Below are 24,357 nucleotides of genomic sequence, written 5' to 3'. Positions count from 1 at the left end.
ATGGTCCAGTCCTTCGCCGAGTTCCAGGCCCTGCAGCAGTGCTTCGACCACGTGCGCGCCAGCGATGACGGCCACGTGCGCATCGGCCTGGTGCAACTGGCCAGCGATTTCACCCTGGAGAACGAATGGCGCCAGCTGCTCGGCGAGCGGGTCGAGCTGTACAGCACCCGCACCCCCTGCAGCCCGACCGTCACTCCGGACGGGCTGCGCAGCATGGCCCAGGGCCTGAGCCAGTCCAGTGCCCTGCTGGTGCCGGGCCTGCCGCTGGACGTGCTGGCCTTCGGCTGCACCTCGGGCAGCATGCTGATCGGCGAGCAGGAGGTGAGTCGCTTGATCAACCAGGCGCACCCCGGCGTGCCGGTGACCAACCCCTGGAGCGCGGTCAAGGCGGCCCTGCGCGGCCTCGACGCGCGGCGCATCGCGGTGCTCACGCCCTATATCGGCGAGGTCAACTACCCGATCTATCAGGGCCTGCAGCAGGCCGGCCACGAGGTGGCGGCCTTCGGCACCTTCGGCGTGCTGGAGGATGCCGAGATCCCGCGGATTCCCGAGGCGGCCATCGAGCAGGCGGCGCGCGAGTTGCTGATCGGCCAGCGGGTCGATGCGCTGTTCCTCTCCTGCACCAACCTGCGCACCCTCGGCCTGCTCGACGAGCTGGAGCACAGCCTGGGGTTGCCGGTGATCTCCAGCAACCAGGCGCTGTTCTGGCATGCCCTGCAACTGGCCGGCTGCGTGCACCGGCCCCAGGGTTTCGGTACCTTGCTGACCGACAGCTACGCGTTGGCTTGAAGGGCGCACGCACGCGCCCGGCCTGCGTGCTGCAGCGGGGAGTCTGAGGTGCAGGAGCGACAGAAGGGCTTGCTGTTGACCGCGTTCGGCGTGCTGGTGCTGTCGCCGGACGCCCTGGTGCTGCGCTGGCTGGCCGCCGAGGCCATGTCGGTGCTGGCCTGGCGCGGCCTGCTCATGGCCATCGGCCTGGGCCTGCTGCTCGCCTGGCGCTACCGCGGCGGGTTGCCGGCCGCCGCCCGGCGTTGCGGCTGGACCGGCCTGGGCTGCGGGCTGTGCTACTGCGGCAGCACCATCGGCTTCGTCCAGGCCATCACCCTGGCCGGGGCGGCCAATGCCCTGCTGATCCTCAGCATCGCCCCGCTGATCGCCGCGGCCCTGGCCTGGCTGTTTCTCGGCGAGCGCCTGGCCTTGCGCACCCTGCTGGCGATCCTGGTGTGCGTCGGCGGCGTGCTGCTGATCGTCGCCGACGAGGCGCCGGGCAACAGCCTGGCGGGCAACGCCTGGGCCCTGGCGGCCGCCACCCTGCTGGCCGGCAACTTCACCCTGGCGCGCAGCAAGCCGGCGGTGGACATGAGCCCGGCGCTGATTCCCGGCGCCCTGCTGGTGTCGCTGCTGGGGTTCCTGTTCGGCGGCACACCGGCGCTAAGCCCGACGCAGTGGGCCGGCCTGGCCGTCATGGCCGGGGTGCTGCTGCCCCTGGCCTTCATGCTGATCCAGCTCGGGCCGCGCTGGATCAGCGCCACCGAGGTGGGCCTGTTGCTGCTGCTGGAGGTGGTGCTGGGGCCGCTGTGGGTCTGGTGGCTGCTCGGCGAGGCGCCCAGCAGCCAGGTGCTGCTGGGCGGCGCGCTGATCTTCGTCACCCTGTGCGTGCACGGCCTGCTGAGCTGGCGCCGCGTGGCGCCGGCCGGCTGAGCCGCTCAGTCCAGGCGCAGCACCTTGGCCAGGACGACCTTGGGGCCTTTCATCTTCTTGACGATGATGCGCAGACCGCCGACCTCCAGTGACTCCTCCTCTTCCGGCATGCGCTTGAGGGTCTCGTAGATCAGCCCGGCCAGGGTTTCCGCCTCGATGGGCTCGAGGCTGACGCCGAGCAGGCGCTCGACCTTGAACAGCGGCGTGTCGCCGCGCACCAGCAGCTTGCCCGGCTGGTAGGCGAGGATGCCGCGCTCGGCCTTGCGGTGTTCGTCCTGGATGTCGCCGACCAGGGCCTCGAGCACGTCCTCCATGGTCAGGTAGCCGATCACCTTGCCGTCGGCCTCCTCGACCAGGGCGAAGTGGGCGGTGCCCTGGCGGAACTGCTCGAGCAGGCTGGACAGCGGCATATGCCGGGTCACCCGCTCGATCGGGTGCATCAGCTCGGCGATCTTCAGCGCCGAGGGCAGCATCTCCAGCAGCGACAGGTGCAGCAGCAGGTCCTTGATGTGCAGCACGCCGACGAAGTCCTCGGCCGCGGCGTCGTACACCGGGTAGCGGCTGTACTTGTGCCGGCGGAACACGCTGAACACCTCGTCCAGGGGGGCGTTCAGCTCCAGGTAGACCAGATCCTCGCGGGAGTTGGCCCAGTCCACCACCTCCAGCTCGCCCAGTTCCACCGCCGAGGCCAGCACGCGCATGCCCTGGTCGCCGGGGTCGCGGGCGCGGCTGGAGTGGAGGATCAGCTTGAGTTCGTCGCGGCTGTAGTGGTGCTCGTGGTGCGGCCCCGGCTCGCCCTGGCCGGCGATGCGCAGGATGGCGTTGGCGCTGGCGTTGAGCAGGAAGATCGCCGGGTACATCAGCCAGTAGAACAGGTACAGCGGCGCCGCGGTCCACAGCGACAGCAGCTCGGGCTGGCGGATCGCCCAGCTCTTGGGCGCCAGTTCGCCGACCACTATGTGCAGGTAGGAGATGATGGCGAAGGCGGTGAAGAAGGCGATGGCGCTGACCAGCGTCGGCGAGTCGATGCCGAGCACCCCGAGCAGCGGTTCGAGCAGGTGGGCGAAGGCCGGTTCGCCGACCCAGCCCAGACCCAGGGAGGCCAGGGTGATGCCCAGCTGGCAGGCCGACAGGTAGGCGTCCATTTGCGCGTGCACGGTACGCAGGATGTGCCCACGCCAGCCGTGCTGCTCGGCCAGGGCCTCGACCTTGGTGGCACGCAGGCGGACGATGGCGAACTCGGCGGCGACGAAGAAGCCGTTGAGCAGGACCAGGAAGAGGGCGAAGAGAAGCAGGCCGAAGTCGGCGAAATAGGCGGCGGAATAACTAGAGGAGGGGTCCATGGAGGGTTCGGTTGGCCAATGACCGCTAAAGGGTGGGGGCTGGCGCCGGGCTTTGCAAGCGCGCGTTACTTAGCCCGGCGTACCGCCTGGGTGCTGGGGAAGTGGCAGGTGAAGGTGCTGCCCTGGCCCAGGGTGCTGGCGATATCCAGACGCGCGCGATGGCGCAGCAGCACGTGCTTGACGATGGCCAGGCCCAGGCCGGTGCCGCCGGTGGCGCTGGCGCGACTGGAGTCGACCCGGTAGAAGCGCTCGGTCAGGCGCGGCAGGTGCTTGGCCTCGATCCCCGGACCGTCGTCGCGCACCGTCAGGTGGGCGCCCTGTTCGTCGCCCCACCAGCGGATGTCGATGCGGCCCTCGTCGGGGCTGTACTTCACCGCATTGAACACCAGGTTGGAGAAGGCGCTGCGCAGCTCCGCCTCGCTGCCCTTGAGCCTGAGGTGCGGGTCGGCCTCCAGACTGATGCGGTGCTGGCGTGGCCCGGACAGCGCCTGGGCGTCGTTCTTGATCGACAGCAGCAGCAGGTCGACCGCCACCGGCTGGTTGTCCGCGGGGTAGTCGGTGGCTTCCAGCCGGGCCAGCAACAGCAGGTCGTTGAGCAGGTTCTGCATGCGCGCGCCCTGCTGCTGCATCTGCTGCAACGGCCGCAGCCAGCGCGGATTGACCCCTTCGACGTTGTCCAGCAGGGTCTCCAGGTAGCCGGCGATCACCGTCAGCGGCGTACGCAGTTCGTGGGACACGTTGGCGACGAAATCCTTGCGCATCTGCTCCAGCTGGTGCAGCCGGGTGACGTCGCGCACCAGCATCAGGTGCTCGCTGTTGCCGTACTGGGTGACGTGGATCTGCAGCTGGACGCGGCTATTGACCGGCGAGGGCAGGTCCAGCGGCTCGAGGTAGTTCTCGCGTTCGAAGTAGTCCTTGAAGCGCGGGTCGCGCACCAGGTTGCTGATCGACTGGCCGCTGTCCTGCGGGGTCTGCAGGCCCAGCAGGGTCTCGGCGGCACGGTTCCACCACTCCAGGTTGCCGTCGCGGTCGAGCATGATCACCGCGTCCTTCAGGGCCGCGGTGGATTCCTGCACCCGGTCGATCACCGCCTGCAGGCGGCCGCGCACCCGTTCGTCGCGGCGTTGCAGGTGGTAGATGCTGTCGAACACCTCGCCCCACAGGCCGTAGCCGTCCGGCGGCGCCTCGCCGGGCTGATGCTCCTGCAGCCAGCGGTGCAGGCGCAGCAGCTGCTTGAGGGTCCAGCCGAGGTAAGTGCCCAGGCCTATCACCAGGGCCCAGGCATACTCGCCGCTGATCAGGCCCAGCAGCAGGCAGCCGCCGATCAGCAGCAGCAGGCGGCGCACCAGGGCACCACGCCAGTCTTGCTTCACTTGCTATTCATCCGCCAGTCGATCCTTACAGCCGGCTCATGCGTCCGGCCGGTCATCCTAACCCAGTGAGCGGCCGTTAGCTCTTGGTGGAGAAACGATAACCGGTGCCGCGCACGGTCTGCACCAGGTTCTCGTAGGCCGCGCCGAGGGCCTTGCGCAGGCGGCGGATGTGCACGTCGACGGTGCGTTCCTCGACATAGACGTTGCCGCCCCAGACCTGGTCGAGCAGCTGGCCGCGGGTATAGGCCCTTTCTTGATGGGTCATGAAGAACTGCAGCAGGCGGTATTCGGTGGGGCCCATCTCGGCCGGCTTGCCGTCGATGGTCACGCGGTGGCTGAGCGGGTCGAGCAGCAGGCCGCCGACCTCGATCGGCCCCTCGCTGTCGCTGGGACCGGCGCGGCGCAGCACGGCCTTGAGACGGGCGACCAGCTCGCGCGGCGAGAAGGGCTTGGTGATGTAGTCGTCGGCGCCGACCTCCAGGCCCTGGATCTTGTTGTCCTCTTCGCCCTTGGCGGTGAGCATGATGATCGGGATGTCGCCGGTCAGCTCGTCGCGCTTGAGGCGCCGGGCCAGTTCGATGCCGCTGGTGCCGGGGAGCATCCAGTCGAGGAGGATCAGGTCGGGCTTGCGGTCGACGATCAGGGCGTGGGCCTGCTGGGTGTTCTCCGCTTCCAGGCACTCGTAGCCGGCCATTTCCAGGGCCACCGCGATCATCTCGCGGATCGGTGCTTCGTCATCGACGATCAGGATGTTCTTGCCAACCATGGGTCCCGCCTCGGTTCGTTCAACTGTCTAGCGCCGCATTAGATAACGGAATTATTGCAGCGATATGACAGCCTGACGGCACCAGCCTACACCCCCGGGGCGGTTCAGCGCAGGGCATAGTCCAGCACCAGGCCGAGGAAGATCGCCAGGCCGGCCCAGTGGTTGTGCAGGAAGGCGTTGAAGCAGGCCATCGGCTTGCGGTTGCGCGTGGCGTGGTATTCCCAGGCGAAGCAGGCGGCGGCGGCCAGCAGGCCGAGGTGGAAGTACAGGCCCAGCTCGAAGCGCGCGGCGGCCAGCAGCAGGCACAGCAGGGCCAGGCCCTGCAGGCTGGCGATGATCAGGCGGTCGGCCTCGCCGAACAGGATGGCGGTGGACTTGACCCCGATCTTCAGGTCGTCGTCGCGGTCGGCCATGGCGTAGTAGGTGTCGTAGGCCACCGTCCACAGCAGGTTGGCGATGTACAGCAGCCAGGCCTCCGGCGGCAGGCTGCCGGTCTCGGCGGTGAAGGCCATCGGCATGCCCCAGGAGAACGCCGCGCCGAGTACCACCTGGGGGTAGAAGGTGTAGCGCTTCATGAAGGGGTAGCAGGCGGCCAGGGCCAGGCCGCCGAAGGACAGCCAGACCGTCGCGGCGTTGGTCAGCAGCACCAGCACGAAGGCGGCCGCCACCAGCACGGCGAACAGCAGCAGCGCCTCGCGCGGCTGAATCCGCCCGCTGGCCAGGGGGCGCGCGCGGGTGCGGGCGACGTGGCCGTCGAAGTCGCGGTCGGCGTAGTCGTTGATCACGCAGCCGGCGGCGCGCATGAGGATCACGCCGAAGACGAAGATCAGCAGGTTCTTCGCGCTCGGCACGCCGTCGGCCGCCACCCACAGCGCCCACAGCGTCGGCCACAGCAGCAGGTAGATGCCGATCGGCTTGTCCAGGCGCATCAGCTGGACGAAGTCCCAGGCGCGGGGGTGCAGACGATTGAGCGACTTCAGCAGGTGGGTGTACATCGGGCGCGTCTCCGTGCGGGTTGCGCGGATTATACGGATGATGGCGGCGTAGGGTGGATCACGCGCTAGCGATCCACCCGGGTGGGCGATGGGGCGGTGGAAAACGCTGCGCGGCTTTCCGCCCTAGGCCTCTATCCCCGCCGCCGGCCAGAACGCCGGCAGGAACACCTCGGCCACCAGCACGCCGAGGGCGCCGCGGCTGAAACGCGAGCGCCGCGCCCACAGGCGCTCGGCGCGTACCTCGGCCGGCAGCCAGGGCGCGGGGTAGTGGCAGGCCTGCAGTTCGCCGCGGGCGAAGGCGCGGTCGCTGAACAGCAGTTCCCCCAGCGAGCGGCTGCCGAGCTGGTCGAGGGCCAGGCCGGAGCCTTCCAGGGCGCTGCGGGCCGCCACGCTGCGGGCGAATACCCAGGGCTGGCCGTGGCCGCGCAGGTACACCTCGCGCACCCAGCCCAGGCTGCCGTCGGGCACGCCGAGGGCGCTGCACTCGTCGCAGCGCAGGCGCTGCCAGCCTTCGCTCAGCGGGGTGACGTCGAAGCGCTCGGACGACAGTGCGGTCAGCCGCTGGGTCAGCGAGTCCCGATTGACGAACAACCAGTCGTATACGTCGGCCGTTGGGCTCGGGTAGAGCTGGCTGGCGGTCAGCCAGCGCGGCGGATGGGCGAGGGAGGCATGGGACACGGCGACGCTTCATCCAGAACGGGAAGCGCGCGAGTGTAACAAAGGGTCGGATTCACGCCAGCGGCAAAGCGTCGCCCCGTGCCCGAGTGCGGGGTGCAGGTAGTGCGGGCGGCCATGGCATTCGTCCCCGGCGGCTTGGCGCATCCGCGCATTTGCGGTAGCGTGCCCCGCGCAACACAGTGTGACTCGCCAGAGGTAGTTATGAAGAAATGGCAATGCGTGGTCTGCGGGCTGATCTACGACGAGAGCCAGGGCTGGCCCGATGAAGGCATCGCCGCCGGCACGCCCTGGCAGGACGTGCCGGAAGACTGGCTGTGCCCGGACTGCGGCGTCGGCAAGATGGATTTCGAGATGATCGAGATCGCCTGAGTCGACCCGTTGCCTGCGGCGGCCGAGGCCGCCGTTTTCGTTGCGTCCCGCGCCCCTTGGCGGCCGCCGGGCAATTGCAGTAGGGTCTGCAGAGGTTCCCGCAAGGCGAGATCTGCATGAGCAAGTGGCAATGCATCGTGTGCGGCTTCATCTACGACGAAGCCCTGGGCCTGCCGGATGAGGACATCCCCCCCGGCACCCGCTGGGAAGACATTCCCGCCGATTGGGTCTGCCCGGACTGTGGCGCGGACAAAACCGATTTCGAGATGATCGAGATTTCTTGAGCGGCCCGGGCCGTCCGGCGGCGCGCGGCTGCGCCGCAACAGATTAAGGATGGATGATGAGCGCACCCCTGGTGATCGTCGGCACCGGCCTGGCCGGTTACAACCTGGCCCGCGAGTTCCGCAAGCTGGACAGCACCACGCCGCTGTTGCTGATCAGCGCCGACGATGGCCGTTCCTACTCCAAGCCGATGCTCTCCACCGGTTTCGGCAAGCACAAGGACGCCGACGGCCTGAGCATGGCCGAGCCCGGCGCCATGGCCGAACAGCTGGGCGCGGAGATCCGCACCCATACCCGCATCACCGCCATCGACCCGGCGCACAAGCGCCTGTGGATCGGCGAGGAAGCCGTGCCCTACCGCGACCTGGTGCTGGCCTGGGGCGCCGAGGTGATCCGCGTGCCGGTGGCCGGCGATGCCCAGGACGCGATCTTCCCGATCAACGACCTGGAGGACTATGCGCGCTTTCGCGTCGCGGCGGCGGGGAAGCGGCGGGTGTTGCTGCTCGGCGCCGGGCTGATCGGTTGCGAATTCGCCAACGACCTCAGCGTCGGCGGCTATCAGGTCGAACTGGTCGCGCCCTGCGAGCAGGTGATGCCCGGCTTGCTGCACCCGGCCGCGGCGGCGGCGGTGCAGGCCGGACTGGAGAGTCTCGGCGCGCGCTTCCACCTCGGCCCGACGCTGGACAGCCTCCGGCACAAGGACGGGGGCCTGGAGGCCCGGTTGTCCGACGGCAGTCGGATAGCCTGCGACCTGGTGATCTCCGCCGTCGGTCTGCGTCCGCGCACCGAGCTGGCCGCGTCCGCGAGCCTGGCGGTCAGGCGCGGGGTGGTGGTCGATCGCCAGCTGCGCACCTCCCATGCCCATGTCTACGCCCTGGGCGATTGCGCCGAGGTCGAGGGCCTCAACCTGCTCTACGTGATGCCGTTGATGAGCTGCGCCCGCGCCCTGGCCAAGACCCTGGCCGGCACGCCGACCCGGGTGAGCTACGGTCCCATGCCGGTCACGGTGAAGACCCCGGTGTGCCCACTGGTGGTTTCGCCGCCACCACCGGGCCTGCAGGGCGAGTGGACGGCGGCAGGGGGCGGCGGTGACATCAAGGCCCTGTGCCACGACGCCGCCGGCAACCTGCTCGGCTATGCCCTGACCGGCGCGGCGGTGCAGGAGAAGCTGGCATTGAACAAGCAGCTGCCGCCGCTGCTGGCATGAACGCCGGCCTTTCTGGCGTAAACGCCCTGCTGCGCTCCGCGCAAACCGCCGAGTGAGACTGGCGCGGGGCTTAATCACATGCCATTCTCCCAGGGTCTGCCGCAGCGCAGAGCCGTTGCGGCGCCTTGGGCGCTGACCTGGAAGGACAGCACGGACACAACAACAATAACCGTCTAAGAGGCATCTATGCGTAAACCGGAACTCGCCGCCGCCATCGCCGAAAAGGCCGATCTCACCAAGGATCAGGCCAGTCGTGTACTCAACGCCGTGCTCGAAGAAATCACCGGCGCACTGAACCGCAAGGACAGTGTGACCCTGGTCGGTTTCGGCACCTTCGTGCAACGCCACCGGGGTGCTCGAACCGGCAAGAACCCGCAGACCGGTCAGCCGGTCAAGATCAAGGCCAGCAACACCGTCGCCTTCAAGCCGGGCAAGTCCCTGAAAGACGCGGTCAACTGAGCCGTGTCAGCCCGGGGCCGTAGGGCTCCGGGCTTCCCTCGCCAGGCCCCGAGCCGGTGGCCATTGCCAGGCTTTGGTTTGGCTGTAGTCCCTCGCGCAACCCGCTACAATGCGCCGCCATTTCCGTTACCCGTCGAGATCGTGCGCATGAAATTCCGCTTGCTTCTGTGGTTGCTGGGCCGCCTGATGGCCAAGGCCAGCCGCAATAACCCCGCTTTCCAGCAACAGCTGGCCGGTCGCGATATGCAGTTCCAGCTGCATACCCTGGACGGCAAGATCGCCCGCCATTTTATCGTCAAGGATCAGCGCATCAGCAGCAAGCGCGGTCCGGCCCGCGAGCCGGCCTTCGCCCTGGGCTTCAAGGACGGCGCCTACGGTTTCGCCACCATGAACGCGAAGAACAAGCAGCTGGCCTTCATGCAGGGCATCCAGAGCAAGGACATCCAGATCCAGGGCAACCCGGCGTTGGTGCTGTGGTTCCAGGGGCTGACCAAGCATCTGGCGCCGAAGAAGCGCGACAGCGAGAAGAAGGCCGCCTGACCCCCGCAGGGGCGGCGGCGCTGGCCGCCGCCCGAGGCATTCGCTAGGCTGGCTGGAGTCCCTGATGGAGGCCTGCCCATGCCTGTGCTCATCGCTGTCCTGCTGCTGGCCGTCGGTATGGCGCAGGCTGCGCCGTCCAAGGCCGAGGCCTTCGCGCCGTTGTTCGAACTGGCGGGAATTCGCCTGCTCTGCGAGCAGAGCGAACCGTTGCTGCGCCGCGGCCTGAACGCCCAGCAGCAGGCGCAGTTGGGCCAGGTCTTCGCCGCCGAGGGGCTGTGCCGGGACCTGGCCGAGCAACTGGCCGGCCGTTTCGAGCCACAGCAACTCAGGCAGGCCCGGCGGTTGCTCGAGAGCCCCCTGGCCCGGCGCTTCACTGCGGCCGAGCGGTCGGTCGGCGAGGACGGCGGCACGGCCCTGGCGGACTACCGTCGACAACTCGCCGCCCGTGCGCCGCTGCCGAGCCGGCTGGCCCTGGTCCGGCGCCTGGATGCCGCCGCACGCACCACCGCCCTGGCCGCCCTGCTGCGCTACGAGGTGGGCAAGACCCAGGCGTTGCTGGCGCTCAGGGCGCGCGGCGAGACCCTCGATGAGCAGGCCCTGAGCCGTCAGACCGGCGTCCAGGCCGAGGCCCTGCGCCAGTCCAGCGCGGCGGCGGTGGAGTCCTTCATGCTCTATGCCTACCGGCAGATTCCCAGCGAGCAGCTCGCCGAGTATGCCGCGCTGTACGAGCAGCCCGTCCTCAGTCGATTGCTGGAAGAAAGCGTGCAGGCCCTGCCGCGGCTGTTCGCCGCGCGCCGCGCCGCGCTTCGATAGCTGGCGGACGACGCAGGGGCCCCACGGGCCCCTCTTCTGTCCTGGTCCGGCAGGCCGCGCTCAGTGCGGCGAATGGAACTGGGCGGCCAGTTCGCGCAGTGCCACCTCGGCGGCCAGCACCTTGTCGACCGCCTCTTCGGCCTTGTCCCGGCTCAGGCCCAGGGCGTCGTACAGCTCCTGGTCGATTGCGCGTCGTGGTCCGTTGCCGATGCCGCGGTTGCGCAGCAGGCCGACGGCCAGGCACACCAGGTTCGGGTAGGCGGCATGGGGGCCGGCATACTCGGCGTCGTGCTGGAAGCGCAGGGCGCTGGCCAGTTCTTCCGGCATGTCCCAGAAACGCATCAGCCAGGCGCCGATCTGCTCGCGGCTGATGCCCAGCAGGTGCTGCTCGATGTAGCTGGGCGACAGGTGCGGGTTCACTTCCAGGTGCCGACAGATCAGCGAGAAGTGCGGTGGGAAGACGTGGGCCAGCACCAGGTAGCCGAAGTTGTGCAGCAGCCCGGCGAGGTAGGTCAACCCGGCCTCCGGGCGCTGCGCACGCGGCATGGCGCGGGTCAGGCCCTCGATCACCGCGGCCGTGTAGATCGCCTGCTGCCAGTAGGGGGTGGCTCGTTGCGGCTGGTCCTTGGGCAGGCTCAGGGTCTTGCCCAGGGCCAGGCCCAGGGCCAGGTTGATCACCAGGTCGAAGCCCAGCACGCGGACGATGGCGTCCTCCACCGAGCGGATCTTGCCGGGGGCGGCGTAGTAGGGCGAGGCCGCCCAGCTGACCACCTGGGCGGCCAGCGCCGGGTCGGTCTCGACCACCCCGGTGATGTCGTCCACCGTGGCGTCCGGGTCGACCCGCAGCTTGATGATGCGCTGCGCGGTCTGGGGCAGCGGCGGAATCTCGATGGTTTCTTCCAGGCGCTGCTGGATGCGCCGGGCGGTGAAGGCCTGCACGGCCTGGCTGATCTCGGCGCGGTCGTCGTCCGGGCGGTCGAGGTTCGGCCGGATATTGCTCAGCGGCTCGCCGAAGCGCGCGGCGCTGGCCTTGCCCAGCAGCCCGCGGAAGGCCGCGCTGGCGATCTCCAGCAGCACCCCGGGCTGGCCCGAGGCGACATACAGGCTGGGCTCCTGCAGCAGGCGCTCGTCGTACAGGCAGGGCGAGCTGGTCAGCGGCGGCAGGCCGGGCAGTTCGCCGAGGGCATGCTTGCCGAGCATGCGCTCCAGGCGTTCCGGCTTGACCGCGGCGAGCTGGCGCCCGGTCAGTTCGGCCAGGCGGCCCAGGTCGAGCAGCTGGCTCTGCGGGTACAGCACCAGCAGGGCGCCGACGGCATCCTCCAGCAGCACCGCCTGCAGGCGCTGGGCGGCGGGCAGGTCGGCGTGTTCGTGGCAGGCGCGATAACTCAGGCCGAGCTTGTCGAGCAGCTGCTGGATCACGGCCGGCGGACGCGGGGTGGAGTCGGGGGCGAGGGCTGCTTCAGTCATGAGGGAGTCCGGCGTAGGGAGGGCGAATGCCTCGAAGTATAAACAGCGGGTCGATGGCTGCACGGCAATATGACGGATGCCCTGCCCGCACGCTCACACCTGCCCATAGTGTTGGCCATGGCGCAGCCAGCGCTGCAACAGCGGGCTGACATGCTGCGGCCAGTGCGCCAGCAGGGCCTGGGCGGCGTCGCGCACGGCCGGCAGCAGGTCGGCGTCGCGCATCAGGTCGGCGACCTTGAACTGCAGCAGGCCGGTCTGGCGGGTGCCGAGCATCTCGCCGGGGCCGCGCAGCTCCAGGTCCTTCTCGGCGATGACGAAGCCGTCGCAGGTCTCGCGCATGATCCCCAGGCGTTCGCGGCCCAGCTGCGACAGCGGCGGGTGGTAGAGCAGCAGGCAGTGGCTGGCCGCGCTGCCGCGGCCGACCCGGCCGCGCAGCTGGTGCAGCTGGGCCAGGCCCAGGCGTTCGGGGTTCTCGATGATCATCAGGCTGGCGTTGGGCACGTCGACGCCGACCTCGATCACCGTGGTGGCGACCAGCAGCTGCAGCCGGCCCTGCTTGAACTCCTCCATCACAGCGGCCTTCTCCGCGGCCTTCATGCGCCCGTGGATCAGCCCGACGTGCAGGCCGCCGAGGGCCGCGGCGAGATCCTCGTAGGTGGTCTCGGCGGCCTGGCAGGTGAGCTCCTCCGACTCCTCGATCAGGGTGCACACCCAGTAGGCCTGGCGTCCCTCGTTGCAGGCCGAGCGCACCCGTTCGATGACCTCCAGGCGGCGGCTGTCGGCGATCACCAGGGTGTTGACCGGGGTGCGCCCCGGCGGCAGTTCGTCGAGGATCGAGGTGTCCAGATCGGCGTAGGCGCTCATGGCCAGGGTGCGCGGGATGGGGGTGGCGGTCATGATCAGCTGGTGCGGGCACAGCCGCCCGCCGACGCCCTTCTGCCGCAACGCCAGGCGCTGCTGCACACCGAAGCGGTGCTGTTCGTCGATGATCACCAGCGCCAGGCTGCGGAACTGCACCTCGTCCTGGAACAGCGCATGGGTGCCGACCACCATGGGGGTGCCCGTGGCGATCTGCGCAAGCGCGCTGGCGCGGGCCTTGCCCTTGAGCTTGCCGGCCAGCCAGGCCACTTCGATGCCCAGTGGCTGCAGCCAGCGGCTGAAGTTGAGGAAGTGCTGCTCGGCGAGAATCTCGGTGGGTGCCATCAGCGCCACCTGATAGCCGGCCTCCAGGGCCTGCAGGGCGGCGAGGGCGGCGACCACGGTCTTACCGGCGCCGACGTCGCCCTGCACCAGGCGCAGCATGGGCTCGCCCTGGCTCAGATCGTAGGCGATCTCGGCGCCGACCCGCCGCTGCGCGCCGGTGGGCGGGAAGCCGAGGTTCTGCAGATACAGCGGCGGCAGACGCCTGGCCGGCGGCAGCGCCGGCGCCTGCTGGGCGCGCACCTGCTCGCGCAGGCGTTGCAGGGACAGCTGGTGCGTCAGCAGTTCCTCGAAGGCCAGGCGGTGCTGGGCCCAGTGGCGGCCCTCGGCCAGCTCCTCCAGGTCGGCGTCCGGCGGTGGCCGGTGCAGGTAGCGCAGCGCCTGGTCCAGGGGGGCGAGGCGGTAGTCGCGGGCCAACTCCTGGGGCAGCCAGTCGGGCAGGCTGTGGGGGCCGAGACGCGCCAGGGCCTGTTCGCTCAGGGCTCGCAGGCGCTGCTGGGTCAGGCCTTCGGTGGTCGGGTAGATGGGCGTCAGGCACTGCTCCACCGCGGCCTGCTCGCCGCCGCTCAGCGCGCGGTATTCCGGGTGGTAGATCTCCAGGCCGGAGGAGCCGGGGCGCACCTCGCCGTAGCAGCGCAGTTGGGTGCCGCGCTTGAGGCCCTCCTTCTGCGCCTGGCTGAAGTGGTAGAAGCGCAGGGACAGGGTGCCGCTGCCGTCCTGCAGCCGTACCAGCAGGCTGCGGCGGCGGCCCATGACCACGTCGGCGCCGACCACCACGCCCTCGACCACCGCGTCCTGGCCCGGGCGCAGGGCGCCGATCGGCACGATGCGGGTGCGATCCTGGTAGCGCAGCGGCAGGTGGAACAGCACGTCCTGCAGGGTCTCCAGGCCGACCTTGGCGAGCTTCTCGGCCAGGGCGGCGCCGACGCCCTTGAGGGCGGTGACGGAAACCGCTGACAGTTCGCTCATGGGGCGGTCCTAGGCGCTCTTGGCTTGCGGCTGGGCCACCGAGCACAGGCGGATCGAGTCGGCCAGCACCTCGATGGCGTTCGGCCGCGGGAAGCTGGCGCGCCAGGCGATGGCCACGGTGCGGAACGGCGCCGGGGCGCTCAGCGGGCGCACCTCGATCACCCCGGGGGCGTAGTGATGGCTGTCCACCGCGGAGAACGGCAGGATCGACACACCGAGGCCGGAGGCGACCATGTGGCGGATGGTCTCCAGCGAACTGGACTCCACCGTGGTGTGCTTGGCGTGTTCCTCGCCGCCCTTGCGCAGGGTCGGGCAGGCCTCCAGCACCTGGTCGCGGAAGCAGTGGCCCTCGCCGAGCAGCAGCAGGCTCTTGTCGTTGAGCAGCTTGCTGTCGATGCTCTTCATCTCGGCCCAGGGGTGGCCGGCCGGCATCAGCGCGTAGAAGGGCTCGTCGTACAGCGCCTTGGTCAGCACGTCGGCTTCCTGGAACGGCAGGGCGATGATGATGGCGTCCAGCTCGCCGGTGCGCAGCTTGTCGCGCAGCACGTGGGTGAAGTTTTCCTCGATATACAGCGGCATCTGCGGGGCGACCCGGTGCAGCTGGGGGATCAGGTGGGGGAACAGGTAGGGGCCGACCGTGTAGATGGCGCCGATCTTCAACGGCGCGGCCAGCTGGTTCTTGCCGGCCTGGGCCAGCTCGCGAATGCTCTGGGCCTGCTCCAGCACCTTCTGCGCCTGGGTGACGATGCCCTCGCCGACCGGGGTCAGGCGCACCGCACTCTTGCTGCGCTCGAAGATCAGCACGCCGAGCTCGTCCTCGAGCTTCTTCACCCCCACCGACAGGGTCGGCTGGCTGACATGGCAGCGTTCGGCGGCGCGGCCGAAATGCTGTTCCTGGGCGAGGGTGACGATATAGCGCAGTTCGGTGAGTGTCATAGTGAATATCCATTGAATTGCGCCTAAGCATAGCCTTTGCATTGCGGCGAACCAACCGCGCTACACTGCCCTATCGGGAAATTGTGGAGGGGCGCATGGGGCATTCGGCGAGGGTGTTGATAGCGGGTTGTGGCGATGTCGGCAGCCGTCTGGGCCTGCGCCTGGCCGAAGCCGGTTGGCAGGTGCATGGCCTGCGCCGCTCGGCGCAGCAGTTACCCGCCCCGATCATCCCGGTGGCCGGTGACCTGCAGGCCGAGGGCTGTCCGCCGGCCTGGCCCGACGGCGAGCTGGGCTACCTGGTGTATTGCGCGGCGGCCGAGCAGCGCGACGAGGCCGGTTACCGGGCCCTCTATGTCGAGGGGCTGCGCCGGGTGCTGGGCTGGCTGGCGCAACATGGGCAGCGGCCCAGACGGCTGTTGTTCGTCTCCAGCAGTGGGGTCTATGGCCAGCAGGACGGCGAATGGGTCGATGAAGAGTCGCCGGCCGAGGCCGCAGGGTTTTCCGGGCGGGTGCTGCGCGAGGCCGAGCAGCTGGCCCTGCACAGCGGTCTGTCGACCAGCCTGGTACGCCTGGCCGGGCTCTACGGGCCGGGGCGGCGCTGGTTGCTGGAGCAGGTGCGCCAGGGCTACCGGGTGGCCAGCGAGCCGCCGCTGTACGCCAACCGCATCCACGTCGAGGATGCCGCGGGCCTGCTGGCATGCCTGCTGCTGGCCGATGCCCGCGGGGTGGCATTGGACGGCTGTTATCTGGGGGTCGACGACGCGCCGGCGCCGCTGCATGAGGTGGTGGCCTGGTTGCGCGAGCAGCTGGGGGTCAGTCACTGGTCGGCACAGGAGACGCTGCGCCGCGCCGGTAGCAAGCGCTGCAGCAACGCCCGTGCCCGTGCCCTGGGCTGGGTACCGCGGTATCCGAGCTACCGCGAAGGCTACGGGGCGATCCTGGCGGGGGCGCCGTTCGGGGCCTAGGGCGGCAAGCGGCGCGGTCGTTGCCGCCGGATTCTAGTCGCGCTGCAGCAGCCAGCGTCGCGGCCCCTTGCGGTAGTCGGGCATCTCGTCGGCCTGGGCGCGGTTGAGTGCGGCGAAGATGCCCAGGCGCTCGCCGTCGCGTTCGAACAGCCAGGCCTGGCCCTGTTCGCCGAGCTGCAGCCACAGGCTGTCGAACTCGCCGCTCATGGCCGCGCAGTCGCCGGCCAGGCACAGCGCATAGCGCTCCGCGCCGGGCAGGCCCTCGACCCGGCCGTCGCTGCGGAACAGCACCAGGCCGCCTGCGCCGAGGCCCTCGGCGATGCGCCAGGTACCGCCCAGGTAGGCCTGGTAGAGGGCCCGCTCGAAGCGGCCGCCGGGCGGCACATGGGCGGCATCGGCGGCCGGAGCGCGGACGAAGCGCTGTTCCGGCCAGGTGCCGCTGGCCGCCTGCACCAGTTCGTCGCCGTCGAGCGCGAGGAATTCCTGGTAATCGCCGTAGAAGTCGACCCGCAGGCGTGCCTCGGTCTCGGCCAGCAACTGGCCTTCGTCCTGTTCGTAGCCGTTGCTGTAGCCGGCACGCCGGCGCTGCGAGTCGAGCCGCCATTCCAGGTTGGGGCCGTAGGCCAGCAGGGCGTCGCGTAGCGGGCCGCCGCGGCTCGCGGCATCGATCGCCGCCTGGTTGATCCAGGTGCCGTCGGGGTCTTGGGGGTGGCTGGCACAGCCGGCGAGCAGGCACAGGCCGAGCAGGGCGAAGGAGGCGGGACGCATGGGAGGGTCCTTGCACGGGGAGGAGGCGGGGCGTCATGCCCCGCCGCTGGACTTACTCGAGTACCAGGATAGCGTCCATTTCCACCTGGGCGCCGCGCGGCAGGGCGGCCACGCCGATGGCGGCGCGGGCCGGGTAGGGCTGCTGGAAGTAGCGGCCCATGACCTCGTTGACGGTGGCGAAGTGGGCCAGGTCGGTGAGGAAGATGTTCAGCTTGACGATGTCCTTGAACGAGCCGCCGGCGGCCTCGGCCACGGCCTTGAGGTTCTCGAACACCTGCACGGTCTGGGCCTCGAAGCCCTCGACCAGTTCCATGGTCTTGGGGTCCAGGGGGATCTGCCCGGAGACGTAGACGGTGTTGCCGGCCTTGATCGCCTGGGAGTAGGTGCCGATGGCGGCCGGGGCCTTGTCGCTGTTGATGACGCTCTTGCTCATGGGAACTCCTTGAAAGACTGTTCTGGGAGGGACTTGCGCGGCGCATTGCCTGCGCCACGCAGATTCGGCCGCCTAGGGTCGGCCAAAGGCGGGGCGCTGTCAAAGCACAGCTGTGGGGAAACTGACTGGCCGGTCGGCGCAGTGGGGTCAGGCGCGCACGCGGGTGATGCGGATCACCCCGGCGAGGGCGCGCAGTTTCTTGATCACCCGCGCCAGGTGCACCCGGTCGTGCACGCTGACCACCAGCTGGACCACGCTGATGCGGCCATCGCGCTCGTCCATGCTGATCTTCTCGATGTTGCCGTCGGCGGCGTTGACGCTGCCGGCCAGCAGGGCGATCAGGCCGCGTTGGTGCTCCAGCTCGACGCGCAGCTCGACGTTGAACTCGCCGGCGACGTCCTTGGCCCAGGACAGCTGGATGCATTTCTCCGGGTTGTGGCGGATTTCGCCGATATTGCGGCAGCTCTCCAGGTGCACCACCATGCCCTTGCCGGCCGACAGGTAGCCGACGATGGGGTCGCCGGGGATCGGCGTGCAGCACTTGGCATAGCTGAGCACCAGGCCCTCGGTGCCGCGGATCGCCAGCGGGCCCTCGGCGCTCGGCGGCTCCTCGCCGCCCTCGGTGAGCAGGCGGCGGGCCACCACGTAGGCCATGCGGTTGCCCAGGCCGATGTCCTCGAGCAGGTCCTCGATCAGCTCCAGGCGGTATTCGCCGAGCACCGCCTGCACGCGTTCGGCCGGCAGCTTGTCGAGGTGGCTGTCGAAGCCGGCCAGCACCTTGTTCAGCAGGCGCTCGCCGAGGCTGATCGACTCGGAGCGGCGTTGCAGCTTGAGGGCGTGGCGGATGTGGGTGCGCGCCTTGCCGGTGACCACGAAGTTGAGCCAGGCCGGGTTCGGTCGGGCGCCGGGGGCGCTGACGATCTCCACGGTCGAGCCGCTCTGCAGCGGCTCGGACAGCGGCGCCAGGCGGCGGTTGATGCGGCAGGCGATGCAGGTGTTGCCGACGTCGGTGTGCACCGCATAGGCGAAGTCCACCGCGGTGGAGCCCTTGGGCAGCTCCATGATGCGGCCCTTGGGCGTGAACACGTAGACCTCGTCGGGGAACAGGTCGATCTTCACGCTCTCGATGAACTCCAGGGAGTTGCCGGCGCGCTGCTGCATCTCCAGCACGCCCTTGACCCACTGGCGGGCGCGGGCATGGGTGCCCTTGGGCTGGTCGTCGTCGCTGGACTTGTACAGCCAGTGGGCGGCGATGCCGTTGTTGGCCATCTCCTCCATCTCGCGGGTGCGGATCTGGATCTCGATGGGCACCCCGTGCATGCCGAACAGCGTGGTGTGCAGCGACTGGTAGCCGTTGGCCTTGGGGATCGCGATGTAGTCCTTGAAGCGCCCGGGCAGCGGCTTGTACAGGTTGTGCACGGCGCCGAGCACGCGGTAGCAGGTGTCGACCTTGTCGACCACGATGCGGAAGGCGTAGACGTCCATGATCTCGTTGAACGCCCGGCGCTTGCCGCGCATCTTCTGGTAGATGCCGTACAGGTGCTTCTCGCGGCCGACCACCTCGCCTTCCAGGCCCTCGCGGGCCAGGCAGTGGACCAGGGACTCCTCGATCTTGTTGACGATCTCCTTGCGGTTGCCGCGGGCGCGGCGCACCGCGGCGCGGATGCGCTCGGAGCGCATCGGGTGCATGGCCTTGAAGCCCAGGTCCTCGAACTCCACGCGCAGGCTGTGCATGCCCAGGCGGTTGGCGATGGGGGCGTAGATTTCCAGGGTTTCCTTGGCGATGCGCCGGCGTTTCTCGCCGGACAGCACCTCCAGGGTGCGCATGTTGTGCAGGCGGTCGGCCAGCTTGACCAGGATCACGCGGATGTCGCGGGCCATGGCCATGGCCATCTTCTGGAAGTTCTCGGCCTGCGCCTCGGCCTTGGTCTCGAAGTTCATCTGGGTCAGCTTGCTGACCCCGTCGACCAGGTCGGCCACGGTCTCGCCGAACTGCGCGTTGAGCGCTTCCTTGGCGATGCCGGTGTCTTCGATCACGTCGTGGAGCATGGCCGCCATCAGGCTCTGATGGTCCATGTGCATGTCGGCGAGGATGCCGGCCACGGCCAGGGGATGGGTGACGTAGGCCTCGCCGCTACGCCGGCGTTGGCCGTCGTGGGCCTGTTCGGCGTAGAAGTAGGCGCGACGGACCAGGTTGACCTGGTCGTCGTCGAGATAGGTCGAGAGCCGATCGGCGAGGGCGTCTATGCTCGGCATGGGTGTTCCCCCTGCCGACCCGCATGACGCCGCGCCGTGCCGCTTCGACCAGGCATGGCTTACAGAGGCTCGTTGGCCTCTTCCTCGAAGGCGGCGAACAACGGCTCTTCTTCGACGATCTCGTCCTGGGCGATGACCTCGTGATCCACCAGGCCGGCGGCGATTTCGCGCAGGGCGACCACGGTCGGCTTGTCGTTTTCCCAGGCCACTTTCGGCTCTTTGCCGCCGGTGGCGAGCTGGCGCGAACGCTTGGTGGCGAGCATGACCAGCTCGAAGCGGTTATCAACGTTGTCCAGGCAGTCTTCGACGGTTACGCGGGCCATGGTGTTCCTCGTAGCAAATGCAGATATAGAGCTGGGCCCGGATGGGCGAGCGGACTGAATAGTCTAAAAAATCACCAGCATTTAGGGAAGTACTGTTTTAGGCGGGGCGCGCCGGCGTTCAGGCCAGCAGTTCGCCGAGCAGGCCGCTGTGGCGCTGTTGCTGAACCTCCTGGACCAGCTGGTTGGCGCGGAAGATGGCCTTGAGATCGCTGAGGGCGTGGGCGAAGTCGTCGTTGATCACCAGGTAGTCGTACTCGACGTAGTGGCTCATCTCGCTGACCGCCTCGCGCATGCGCTGCTCGATGATCTCGCCGCTGTCCTGGCCGCGGTTGGTCAGGCGGTGGCGCAGGGCCTCCTGGGTCGGCGGCAGGATGAAGATGGACTTGGCCTGCGGCATCAGCCGGCGCACCTGCTGGGCGCCCTGCCAGTCGATTTCCAGGATCAGGTCGTAGCCTTCGGCGAGGGTCTGTTCGACCCAGCGCTGGGAGGTGCCGTAGAGGTTGCCGAAGACCTCGGCGTGCTCGAGAAAGGCGCTCTGGTCGAGCATGGCATGGAACTGCTGGTGGTCGACGAAGTGGTAGTTCACCCCGTCCGTTTCCCCGGGGCGCATGGCGCGGGTGGTGTGGGAGACCGAGACGCGAATCAGCGGCTCGCTGTCGATCAGCGCCTTGACCAGGCTGGTCTTGCCGGCGCCGGAGGGCGCGGAAACGATGTAGAGGGTGCCGGTGGTGAGGCTCATGAAGGAATCCTGGAAAGCGTTGATCCTAGAGTAGCAGTGCGCATGGGCGCGGTTACTCGATGTTCTGTACCTGCTCGCGCATCTGCTCGATCAGTACCTTGAGGTTGACCGCCGCCTGGGTGCTGCGTGGGTCGAAGGCCTTGGAGCCCAGGGTGTTGGCCTCGCGGTTGAGCTCCTGCATGAGGAAGTCCAGGCGTCGGCCAGCCTGGCCGCCGGCCTTGAGCACGCGGCGCACCTCGCCGACATGGGTGCCGAGGCGGTCGAGCTCTTCGGCCACGTCGCTCTTCTGCGCCAGGATCACCAGCTCCTGCTCCAGGCGCTGGGGGTCGAGCTCGACCTGCATCTCGGCGCTGCGCTCGAAAATCTTCTGCCGCTGCGCCTCGAGCATCTGCGGTACCAGCTCGCGCAGGGCGGCGACCTCCGCGAGGATGGCGTCCAGGCGCTCGTTCAGCAGCCTGGCCAGCTCCGCGCCTTCGCGGGCGCGCCCGCTCTTCAGCTCGTCCAGGCCCTGCTTGAACAGGGCCAGGGCTGCCTGATTGAGGGCCTGGGGATCGGCCGCATCGGCCACCAGCACGCCGGGCCAGCTCAGCACTTCCAGCGGGTTGAGCGGGGCTGGCTGCTTGATCAGGCTGGCGACGCTCTCCGCGGCGGCGACCAGCTGGGCGGCGCGCTCGCGATCGACCTGCAGCGGCTTGCCGGCGCTGTCCTCGGCGAAGCGCAGGGTGCATTCCACCTTGCCCCGCGACAGGCCCTGGCGCAGCGCTTCGCGCACCGCGCCCTCGAGGTCGCGGAAGGCCTCCGGCAGGCGCAGGTGCGGTTCCAGGTAGCGATGGTTGACCGAGCGCAGCTCCCAGCTCAGGGTGCCATTTGGCCCGGCCTGTTCGGCGCGGGCGAAGGCCGTCATGCTGTGGATCATGGGGGGCGAACCTCGCGGAAAGTCGGGACGAAAGGCGCGGGATTGTAGCGCAGAGCGCCGCCGGCTCCCAATTGGTCATGTCGCCGGCGGGCCATGGCCCTTATAATGCTGGGCAGATTTCACTCCAGAGCAGGTATCCCTCGATGAAACGTCCCAGTGGCCGCGCGGCCGATCAGTTGCGCTCGATCCGCATCACCCGCAACTACACCAAGCATGCCGAGGGTTCGGTGCTGGTGGAGTTCGGTGATACCAAGGTGATCTGCACGGTCAGCGTCGAGTCGGGCGTGCCGCGTTTCCTCAAGGGCCAGGGCCAGGGCTGGCTGACCGCGGAGTACGGCATGCTGCCGCGCGCCACCGGCGAGCGTAACCAGCGCGAAGCCAGTCGCGGCAAGCAGGGCGGGCGCACCCTGGAGATCCAGCGGCTGATCGGGCGTTCGCTGCGCGCCGCGCTGGATATGTCCAAGCTGGGCGAGTTCACCCTGTACGTGGACTGCGACGTGATCCAGGCCGACGGCGGTACCCGCACCGCCTCGATCACCGGCGCCATGGTGGCCCTGGTCGATGCGTTGAAGGTGGTCAAGAAGCGCGGTGGCCTGAAGGGCGGCGACCCGCTCAAGCAGATGATCGCCGCGGTGTCGGTGGGCATGTACCAGGGCGAGCCGGTGCTGGACCTGGACTACTTGGAAGACTCGGCGGCCGAGACCGATCTCAACGTGGTGATGACCAGCGCCGGCGGCTTCATCGAGGTGCAGGGCACCGCCGAGGGGGCGCCGTTCCGGCCCGAGGAACTGAACGCCATGCTGGCCCTGGCGCAAAAGGGCATGGGCGAGCTGTTCGAGCTGCAGCGGGCGGCGCTGGCCGACTGAGGCCACTGCGGCTAGCGAGGGAGACAGGCGATGGAGCAGCAAGAACTCGTGCCGACGCCCGGCCCGGAAGCGCGGCAATGGGCGATGTTTTGCCACTATGCGGCCTTCTTCTGGTTCCTGGTGCCGATGATCGGCAATGTCATCGGGCCTCTGGTCGTCTGGCAGTTGAAGAAGGACAGTGCGCCCTTCGTCGATGACCAGGGCAAGGAGGCGCTGAACTTCCAGATCACCTTCAGTCTGGCGATGATGATCTGCGGCGTGCTGGCCTGGATCATCATCGGCTTTCCCCTGATGCTGCTGGTCAGCCTGACCGCCTTGGTGCTGACGATCATCGCCGGCATCAAGGCCAATGCCGGCGAGGCTTATCGTTATCCGATCTGCTGGCGTCTGGTGAAGTAAGCCTATGCGACAAACGAAAAAGCCGGCTGATCGCCGGCTTTTTCGTTTGTCGCTGAGCTTACAGGCTGAGAATCCAGTCGTAGTCGACGATCAGCGGCGCATGCTGCGAGAAGCGCGGCTGACGCGGCAGGCGCGCGGTACGCACGCTGCGACGCATGCCCGGGGTCAGCAGCTGGTAGTCGAAGCGATAGCCCAGGTTGAGCAGCTCCGCCTGTTCGCTGTCCGGCCACCAACTGAATTGATCGCCCTCGCGGCTGACCTCGCGCAGGGCATCGACATAGCCCATGCTGCCGATCACCTCGTCCAGCCAGGCGCGCTCGGGTGCCAGGAAGCCCGGCGACTGCTGGCAGTCGCGCCAGTTCTTCACGTCCAGCTTCTGATGCGCCACGTACAGCGAGCCGCAATAGATGTACTCGCGGCGCTTGCGCCGTTGCTTGTCCAGATAATGGGTGAAGTCGTCCATGAACTTGAACTTCTGGTTCAAGCCCTCGTCGCCGCCCTGCCCGGATGGCAGCAGCAGGGTGGCGATACTCACCTTGTCGAAATCGGCCTGCAGGTAGCGCCCGTAGCGATCGGCCATTTCGAAGCCGAGTCCACTGATTACCGCCTTGGGTTGCAACCGCGAATAGAGGGCCACGCCACCTTGGCTCGGCACTTCAGCATCGCAGGCATAGAGGAAATAGCCATCCAGTTGGAAGGCTTGGTCGTCCAGCTCAAAGGCGGAGGCGCGGGTGTCCTGCAGGCAGATGACGTCGGCATTCTGTGCTTGCAGCCAGCTGAGCAAACCGCGCTCGACTGCAGCATGAATACCATTCACGTTCACACTGATGATCCGCATAAATGGCCCCCAAAAACACGTGCGTGTATGATACCCGAGCTCGTGTTCAATTAGCCAAATTCCTAGCCAAATCCGTGCCGTCCGGGATTTTCCATGCAAGCGTACCAGCGCGACTTCATTCGTTTTGCCATCGAGCGCGGGGTGCTGCGCTTCGGTGAGTTCACCCTCAAGTCCGGGCGCACCAGCCCCTATTTCTTCAACGCCGGGCTGTTCGACAGCGGGCTGGCCCTGGCCCGGCTCGGGCGGTTCTATGCGGCGGCCGTGGTCGACAGCGACATTCCCTTCGACGTGCTGTTCGGCCCGGCCTACAAGGGCATTCCACTGGCGGCGACTACAGCGGTGGCCCTGGCCGAGCACCATCAGCGCGATCTGCCCTGGTGCTTCAACCGCAAGGAGGCCAAGGACCATGGCGAAGGCGGCACCCTGGTCGGTGCGCCGCTGGCCGGCAAGGTGCTGATCATCGATGACGTGATCACCGCCGGCACGGCCATTCGCGAGGTGATGCAGATCATCCAGGGGCAGGGCGCCCAGGCCGCCGGTGTGCTGATCGCCCTCAACCGCCAGGAGCGCGGTCAGGGCCAGCTGTCGGCGATCCAGGAGGTCGAGCGCGACTTCGGCATGCCGGTAGTGAGCATCGTGTCACTGGAGCAGGTGCTGGAATACCTGGCAGACGATGCGCAACTGCGCCAGTATCTACCGGCGGTCGAAGCCTACCGCGCCGAATATGGAATCTAACGTCCCCGAATAACATGGTGC

Annotated in this window: 27 protein-coding genes; 12 read left to right on the top strand and 15 right to left on the bottom strand. The window is 68.4% G+C overall.

What is annotated here, in order from left to right; translation table 11 throughout:
* Both ACSX1C_RS14870 and ACSX1C_RS14865 read left to right on the top strand, forming a co-directional pair.
* Positions 1 to 789 (top strand): maleate cis-trans isomerase family protein, encoded by a 789-nt coding sequence (locus tag ACSX1C_RS14870; protein ID WP_439886770.1) that lies wholly within the window; start codon positions 1 to 3, stop codon positions 787 to 789.
* 48 nt (positions 790 to 837) lie between these two features.
* Positions 838 to 1,701, top strand: coding sequence for a DMT family transporter (locus ACSX1C_RS14865; protein ID WP_439886769.1), 864 nt, complete (start codon positions 838 to 840; stop codon positions 1,699 to 1,701).
* A 5-nt stretch (positions 1,702 to 1,706) separates the two neighbouring features.
* Here ACSX1C_RS14865 and ACSX1C_RS14860 read toward each other — a convergent pair whose 3' ends face one another.
* The 5 genes from ACSX1C_RS14860 to ACSX1C_RS14840 form a co-directional block, all read right to left on the bottom strand.
* Positions 1,707 to 3,044 (bottom strand): hemolysin family protein, encoded by a 1,338-nt coding sequence (locus tag ACSX1C_RS14860; RefSeq protein ID WP_439886768.1) that lies wholly within the window; start codon positions 3,042 to 3,044, stop codon positions 1,707 to 1,709.
* A 65-nt stretch (positions 3,045 to 3,109) separates the two neighbouring features.
* Complete coding sequence (gene phoR, locus ACSX1C_RS14855) at positions 3,110 to 4,417, bottom strand: phosphate regulon sensor histidine kinase PhoR (RefSeq protein WP_439886767.1); 1,308 nt, start codon at positions 4,415 to 4,417, stop codon at positions 3,110 to 3,112.
* 76 nt (positions 4,418 to 4,493) lie between these two features.
* Positions 4,494 to 5,183 carry a phosphate regulon transcriptional regulator PhoB gene (gene phoB / locus ACSX1C_RS14850; RefSeq protein ID WP_439886766.1) on the bottom strand — a complete coding sequence of 230 codons (690 nt, stop codon included), beginning with the start codon at positions 5,181 to 5,183 and terminating at the stop codon, positions 4,494 to 4,496.
* A 104-nt stretch (positions 5,184 to 5,287) separates the two neighbouring features.
* Positions 5,288 to 6,178 (bottom strand): 4-hydroxybenzoate octaprenyltransferase, encoded by an 891-nt coding sequence (ubiA, locus tag ACSX1C_RS14845; protein ID WP_439886765.1) that lies wholly within the window; start codon positions 6,176 to 6,178, stop codon positions 5,288 to 5,290.
* Between the two features lie 123 nt (positions 6,179 to 6,301).
* The gene (locus tag ACSX1C_RS14840; protein ID WP_439886764.1) at positions 6,302 to 6,856 is read right to left on the bottom strand and encodes a chorismate--pyruvate lyase family protein; all 555 of its coding nucleotides are present in this window, start codon (positions 6,854 to 6,856) and stop codon (positions 6,302 to 6,304) included.
* A 201-nt stretch (positions 6,857 to 7,057) separates the two neighbouring features.
* Between ACSX1C_RS14840 and ACSX1C_RS14835 the strand changes: the two genes are divergently transcribed.
* From ACSX1C_RS14835 to ACSX1C_RS14810, 6 genes are all read left to right on the top strand, one after another.
* Positions 7,058 to 7,225: a rubredoxin gene (locus ACSX1C_RS14835; RefSeq protein ID WP_208707819.1), complete on the top strand. Its 168-nt coding sequence runs from the start codon at positions 7,058 to 7,060 to the stop codon at positions 7,223 to 7,225.
* Between the two features lie 116 nt (positions 7,226 to 7,341).
* The gene (locus ACSX1C_RS14830) at positions 7,342 to 7,509 is read left to right on the top strand and encodes a rubredoxin (protein WP_318644480.1); all 168 of its coding nucleotides are present in this window, start codon (positions 7,342 to 7,344) and stop codon (positions 7,507 to 7,509) included.
* A gap of 56 nt (positions 7,510 to 7,565) precedes the next feature.
* Positions 7,566 to 8,714: an NAD(P)/FAD-dependent oxidoreductase gene (locus tag ACSX1C_RS14825; RefSeq protein ID WP_439886763.1), complete on the top strand. Its 1,149-nt coding sequence runs from the start codon at positions 7,566 to 7,568 to the stop codon at positions 8,712 to 8,714.
* Positions 8,715 to 8,900: 186 nt separating this feature from the next.
* Positions 8,901 to 9,173: an HU family DNA-binding protein gene (locus ACSX1C_RS14820; protein WP_090447331.1), complete on the top strand. Its 273-nt coding sequence runs from the start codon at positions 8,901 to 8,903 to the stop codon at positions 9,171 to 9,173.
* Between the two features lie 147 nt (positions 9,174 to 9,320).
* Positions 9,321 to 9,713, top strand: a complete 393-nt coding sequence (locus ACSX1C_RS14815; RefSeq protein WP_369958349.1) for a helicase — start codon at positions 9,321 to 9,323, stop codon at positions 9,711 to 9,713.
* Positions 9,714 to 9,791: 78 nt separating this feature from the next.
* Positions 9,792 to 10,526: a hypothetical protein gene (locus ACSX1C_RS14810; protein ID WP_439886762.1), complete on the top strand. Its 735-nt coding sequence runs from the start codon at positions 9,792 to 9,794 to the stop codon at positions 10,524 to 10,526.
* Between the two features lie 60 nt (positions 10,527 to 10,586).
* On the opposite strand, the gene ACSX1C_RS14805 is transcribed toward ACSX1C_RS14810, so the two are convergent.
* From ACSX1C_RS14805 to ACSX1C_RS14795, 3 genes are all read right to left on the bottom strand, one after another.
* A complete protein-coding gene (locus ACSX1C_RS14805; RefSeq protein ID WP_439886761.1) occupies positions 10,587 to 11,993 on the bottom strand; it encodes an HDOD domain-containing protein in 1,407 nt (468 codons plus the stop codon).
* A 93-nt stretch (positions 11,994 to 12,086) separates the two neighbouring features.
* Positions 12,087 to 14,162: an ATP-dependent DNA helicase RecG gene (recG, locus tag ACSX1C_RS14800; RefSeq protein WP_439886760.1), complete on the bottom strand. Its 2,076-nt coding sequence runs from the start codon at positions 14,160 to 14,162 to the stop codon at positions 12,087 to 12,089.
* Positions 14,163 to 14,171: 9 nt separating this feature from the next.
* Positions 14,172 to 15,098, bottom strand: coding sequence for a hydrogen peroxide-inducible genes activator (locus tag ACSX1C_RS14795; protein ID WP_439886759.1), 927 nt, complete (start codon positions 15,096 to 15,098; stop codon positions 14,172 to 14,174).
* Positions 15,099 to 15,193: 95 nt separating this feature from the next.
* On the opposite strand from ACSX1C_RS14795, the gene ACSX1C_RS14790 reads away from it, so the two are divergent.
* Positions 15,194 to 16,063 (top strand): NAD-dependent epimerase/dehydratase family protein, encoded by an 870-nt coding sequence (locus tag ACSX1C_RS14790; RefSeq protein ID WP_439886758.1) that lies wholly within the window; start codon positions 15,194 to 15,196, stop codon positions 16,061 to 16,063.
* Positions 16,064 to 16,096: 33 nt separating this feature from the next.
* On the opposite strand, the gene ACSX1C_RS14785 is transcribed toward ACSX1C_RS14790, so the two are convergent.
* From ACSX1C_RS14785 to ACSX1C_RS14760, 6 genes are all read right to left on the bottom strand, one after another.
* The gene (locus ACSX1C_RS14785; protein WP_439886757.1) at positions 16,097 to 16,831 is read right to left on the bottom strand and encodes a hypothetical protein; all 735 of its coding nucleotides are present in this window, start codon (positions 16,829 to 16,831) and stop codon (positions 16,097 to 16,099) included.
* A 52-nt stretch (positions 16,832 to 16,883) separates the two neighbouring features.
* Positions 16,884 to 17,264: a RidA family protein gene (locus tag ACSX1C_RS14780; RefSeq protein WP_318644490.1), complete on the bottom strand. Its 381-nt coding sequence runs from the start codon at positions 17,262 to 17,264 to the stop codon at positions 16,884 to 16,886.
* 147 nt (positions 17,265 to 17,411) lie between these two features.
* Positions 17,412 to 19,520, bottom strand: coding sequence for a bifunctional GTP diphosphokinase/guanosine-3',5'-bis pyrophosphate 3'-pyrophosphohydrolase (gene spoT, locus ACSX1C_RS14775; RefSeq protein ID WP_318644491.1), 2,109 nt, complete (start codon positions 19,518 to 19,520; stop codon positions 17,412 to 17,414).
* A gap of 59 nt (positions 19,521 to 19,579) precedes the next feature.
* Complete coding sequence (gene rpoZ, locus ACSX1C_RS14770) at positions 19,580 to 19,843, bottom strand: DNA-directed RNA polymerase subunit omega (protein ID WP_439886756.1); 264 nt, start codon at positions 19,841 to 19,843, stop codon at positions 19,580 to 19,582.
* Positions 19,844 to 19,961: 118 nt separating this feature from the next.
* Positions 19,962 to 20,582 (bottom strand): guanylate kinase, encoded by a 621-nt coding sequence (gene gmk / locus ACSX1C_RS14765; protein WP_318644493.1) that lies wholly within the window; start codon positions 20,580 to 20,582, stop codon positions 19,962 to 19,964.
* A gap of 52 nt (positions 20,583 to 20,634) precedes the next feature.
* Positions 20,635 to 21,498, bottom strand: a complete 864-nt coding sequence (locus ACSX1C_RS14760) for a YicC/YloC family endoribonuclease (protein ID WP_439886755.1) — start codon at positions 21,496 to 21,498, stop codon at positions 20,635 to 20,637.
* Positions 21,499 to 21,641: 143 nt separating this feature from the next.
* Here ACSX1C_RS14760 and rph point away from each other — a divergent pair, with 143 nt between their 5' ends.
* On the top strand, positions 21,642 to 22,364 hold the full coding sequence (rph, locus tag ACSX1C_RS14755; protein WP_439886754.1) for a ribonuclease PH: 723 nt from the start codon (positions 21,642 to 21,644) through the stop codon (positions 22,362 to 22,364).
* Between the two features lie 30 nt (positions 22,365 to 22,394).
* Positions 22,395 to 22,763 (top strand): DUF4870 domain-containing protein, encoded by a 369-nt coding sequence (locus ACSX1C_RS14750; RefSeq protein WP_318644496.1) that lies wholly within the window; start codon positions 22,395 to 22,397, stop codon positions 22,761 to 22,763.
* Between the two features lie 58 nt (positions 22,764 to 22,821).
* On the opposite strand, the gene ACSX1C_RS14745 is transcribed toward ACSX1C_RS14750, so the two are convergent.
* On the bottom strand, positions 22,822 to 23,601 hold the full coding sequence (locus tag ACSX1C_RS14745; protein WP_439886753.1) for an exodeoxyribonuclease III: 780 nt from the start codon (positions 23,599 to 23,601) through the stop codon (positions 22,822 to 22,824).
* A 93-nt stretch (positions 23,602 to 23,694) separates the two neighbouring features.
* Here ACSX1C_RS14745 and pyrE point away from each other — a divergent pair, with 93 nt between their 5' ends.
* Positions 23,695 to 24,336: an orotate phosphoribosyltransferase gene (gene pyrE, locus ACSX1C_RS14740; protein ID WP_439886752.1), complete on the top strand. Its 642-nt coding sequence runs from the start codon at positions 23,695 to 23,697 to the stop codon at positions 24,334 to 24,336.
* Positions 24,337 to 24,357: the final 21 nt, after the last annotated feature.

This window comes from Pseudomonas sp. MBLB4123 (assembly GCF_051904775.1).
In the GTDB taxonomy this organism is placed as follows: domain Bacteria; phylum Pseudomonadota; class Gammaproteobacteria; order Pseudomonadales; family Pseudomonadaceae; genus Aquipseudomonas; species Aquipseudomonas benzenivorans_B.
This window is presented reverse-complemented; position numbering and strand designations above follow the sequence as displayed.

Coding starts and splice junctions, on each gene's coding strand:
- ACSX1C_RS14870 (WP_439886770.1), top strand. CDS start 1: ATGGTCCAGTCCTTCGCCGAGTTCCAGGCCCTGCAGCAGTGCTTCGAC.
- ACSX1C_RS14860 (WP_439886768.1), bottom strand. CDS start 3,044: ATGGACCCCTCCTCTAGTTATTCCGCCGCCTATTTCGCCGACTTCGGC.
- phoB (WP_439886766.1), bottom strand. CDS start 5,183: ATGGTTGGCAAGAACATCCTGATCGTCGATGACGAAGCACCGATCCGC.
- ubiA (WP_439886765.1), bottom strand. CDS start 6,178: ATGTACACCCACCTGCTGAAGTCGCTCAATCGTCTGCACCCCCGCGCC.
- ACSX1C_RS14835 (WP_208707819.1), top strand. CDS start 7,058: ATGAAGAAATGGCAATGCGTGGTCTGCGGGCTGATCTACGACGAGAGC.
- ACSX1C_RS14830 (WP_318644480.1), top strand. CDS start 7,342: ATGAGCAAGTGGCAATGCATCGTGTGCGGCTTCATCTACGACGAAGCC.
- ACSX1C_RS14825 (WP_439886763.1), top strand. CDS start 7,566: ATGAGCGCACCCCTGGTGATCGTCGGCACCGGCCTGGCCGGTTACAAC.
- ACSX1C_RS14820 (WP_090447331.1), top strand. CDS start 8,901: ATGCGTAAACCGGAACTCGCCGCCGCCATCGCCGAAAAGGCCGATCTC.
- ACSX1C_RS14815 (WP_369958349.1), top strand. CDS start 9,321: ATGAAATTCCGCTTGCTTCTGTGGTTGCTGGGCCGCCTGATGGCCAAG.
- ACSX1C_RS14810 (WP_439886762.1), top strand. CDS start 9,792: ATGCCTGTGCTCATCGCTGTCCTGCTGCTGGCCGTCGGTATGGCGCAG.
- ACSX1C_RS14805 (WP_439886761.1), bottom strand. CDS start 11,993: ATGACTGAAGCAGCCCTCGCCCCCGACTCCACCCCGCGTCCGCCGGCC.
- recG (WP_439886760.1), bottom strand. CDS start 14,162: ATGAGCGAACTGTCAGCGGTTTCCGTCACCGCCCTCAAGGGCGTCGGC.
- ACSX1C_RS14795 (WP_439886759.1), bottom strand. CDS start 15,098: ATGACACTCACCGAACTGCGCTATATCGTCACCCTCGCCCAGGAACAG.
- ACSX1C_RS14790 (WP_439886758.1), top strand. CDS start 15,194: ATGGGGCATTCGGCGAGGGTGTTGATAGCGGGTTGTGGCGATGTCGGC.
- ACSX1C_RS14785 (WP_439886757.1), bottom strand. CDS start 16,831: ATGCGTCCCGCCTCCTTCGCCCTGCTCGGCCTGTGCCTGCTCGCCGGC.
- ACSX1C_RS14780 (WP_318644490.1), bottom strand. CDS start 17,264: ATGAGCAAGAGCGTCATCAACAGCGACAAGGCCCCGGCCGCCATCGGC.
- spoT (WP_318644491.1), bottom strand. CDS start 19,520: ATGCCGAGCATAGACGCCCTCGCCGATCGGCTCTCGACCTATCTCGAC.
- rpoZ (WP_439886756.1), bottom strand. CDS start 19,843: ATGGCCCGCGTAACCGTCGAAGACTGCCTGGACAACGTTGATAACCGC.
- gmk (WP_318644493.1), bottom strand. CDS start 20,582: ATGAGCCTCACCACCGGCACCCTCTACATCGTTTCCGCGCCCTCCGGC.
- ACSX1C_RS14760 (WP_439886755.1), bottom strand. CDS start 21,498: ATGATCCACAGCATGACGGCCTTCGCCCGCGCCGAACAGGCCGGGCCA.
- rph (WP_439886754.1), top strand. CDS start 21,642: ATGAAACGTCCCAGTGGCCGCGCGGCCGATCAGTTGCGCTCGATCCGC.
- ACSX1C_RS14750 (WP_318644496.1), top strand. CDS start 22,395: ATGGAGCAGCAAGAACTCGTGCCGACGCCCGGCCCGGAAGCGCGGCAA.
- ACSX1C_RS14745 (WP_439886753.1), bottom strand. CDS start 23,601: ATGCGGATCATCAGTGTGAACGTGAATGGTATTCATGCTGCAGTCGAG.
- pyrE (WP_439886752.1), top strand. CDS start 23,695: ATGCAAGCGTACCAGCGCGACTTCATTCGTTTTGCCATCGAGCGCGGG.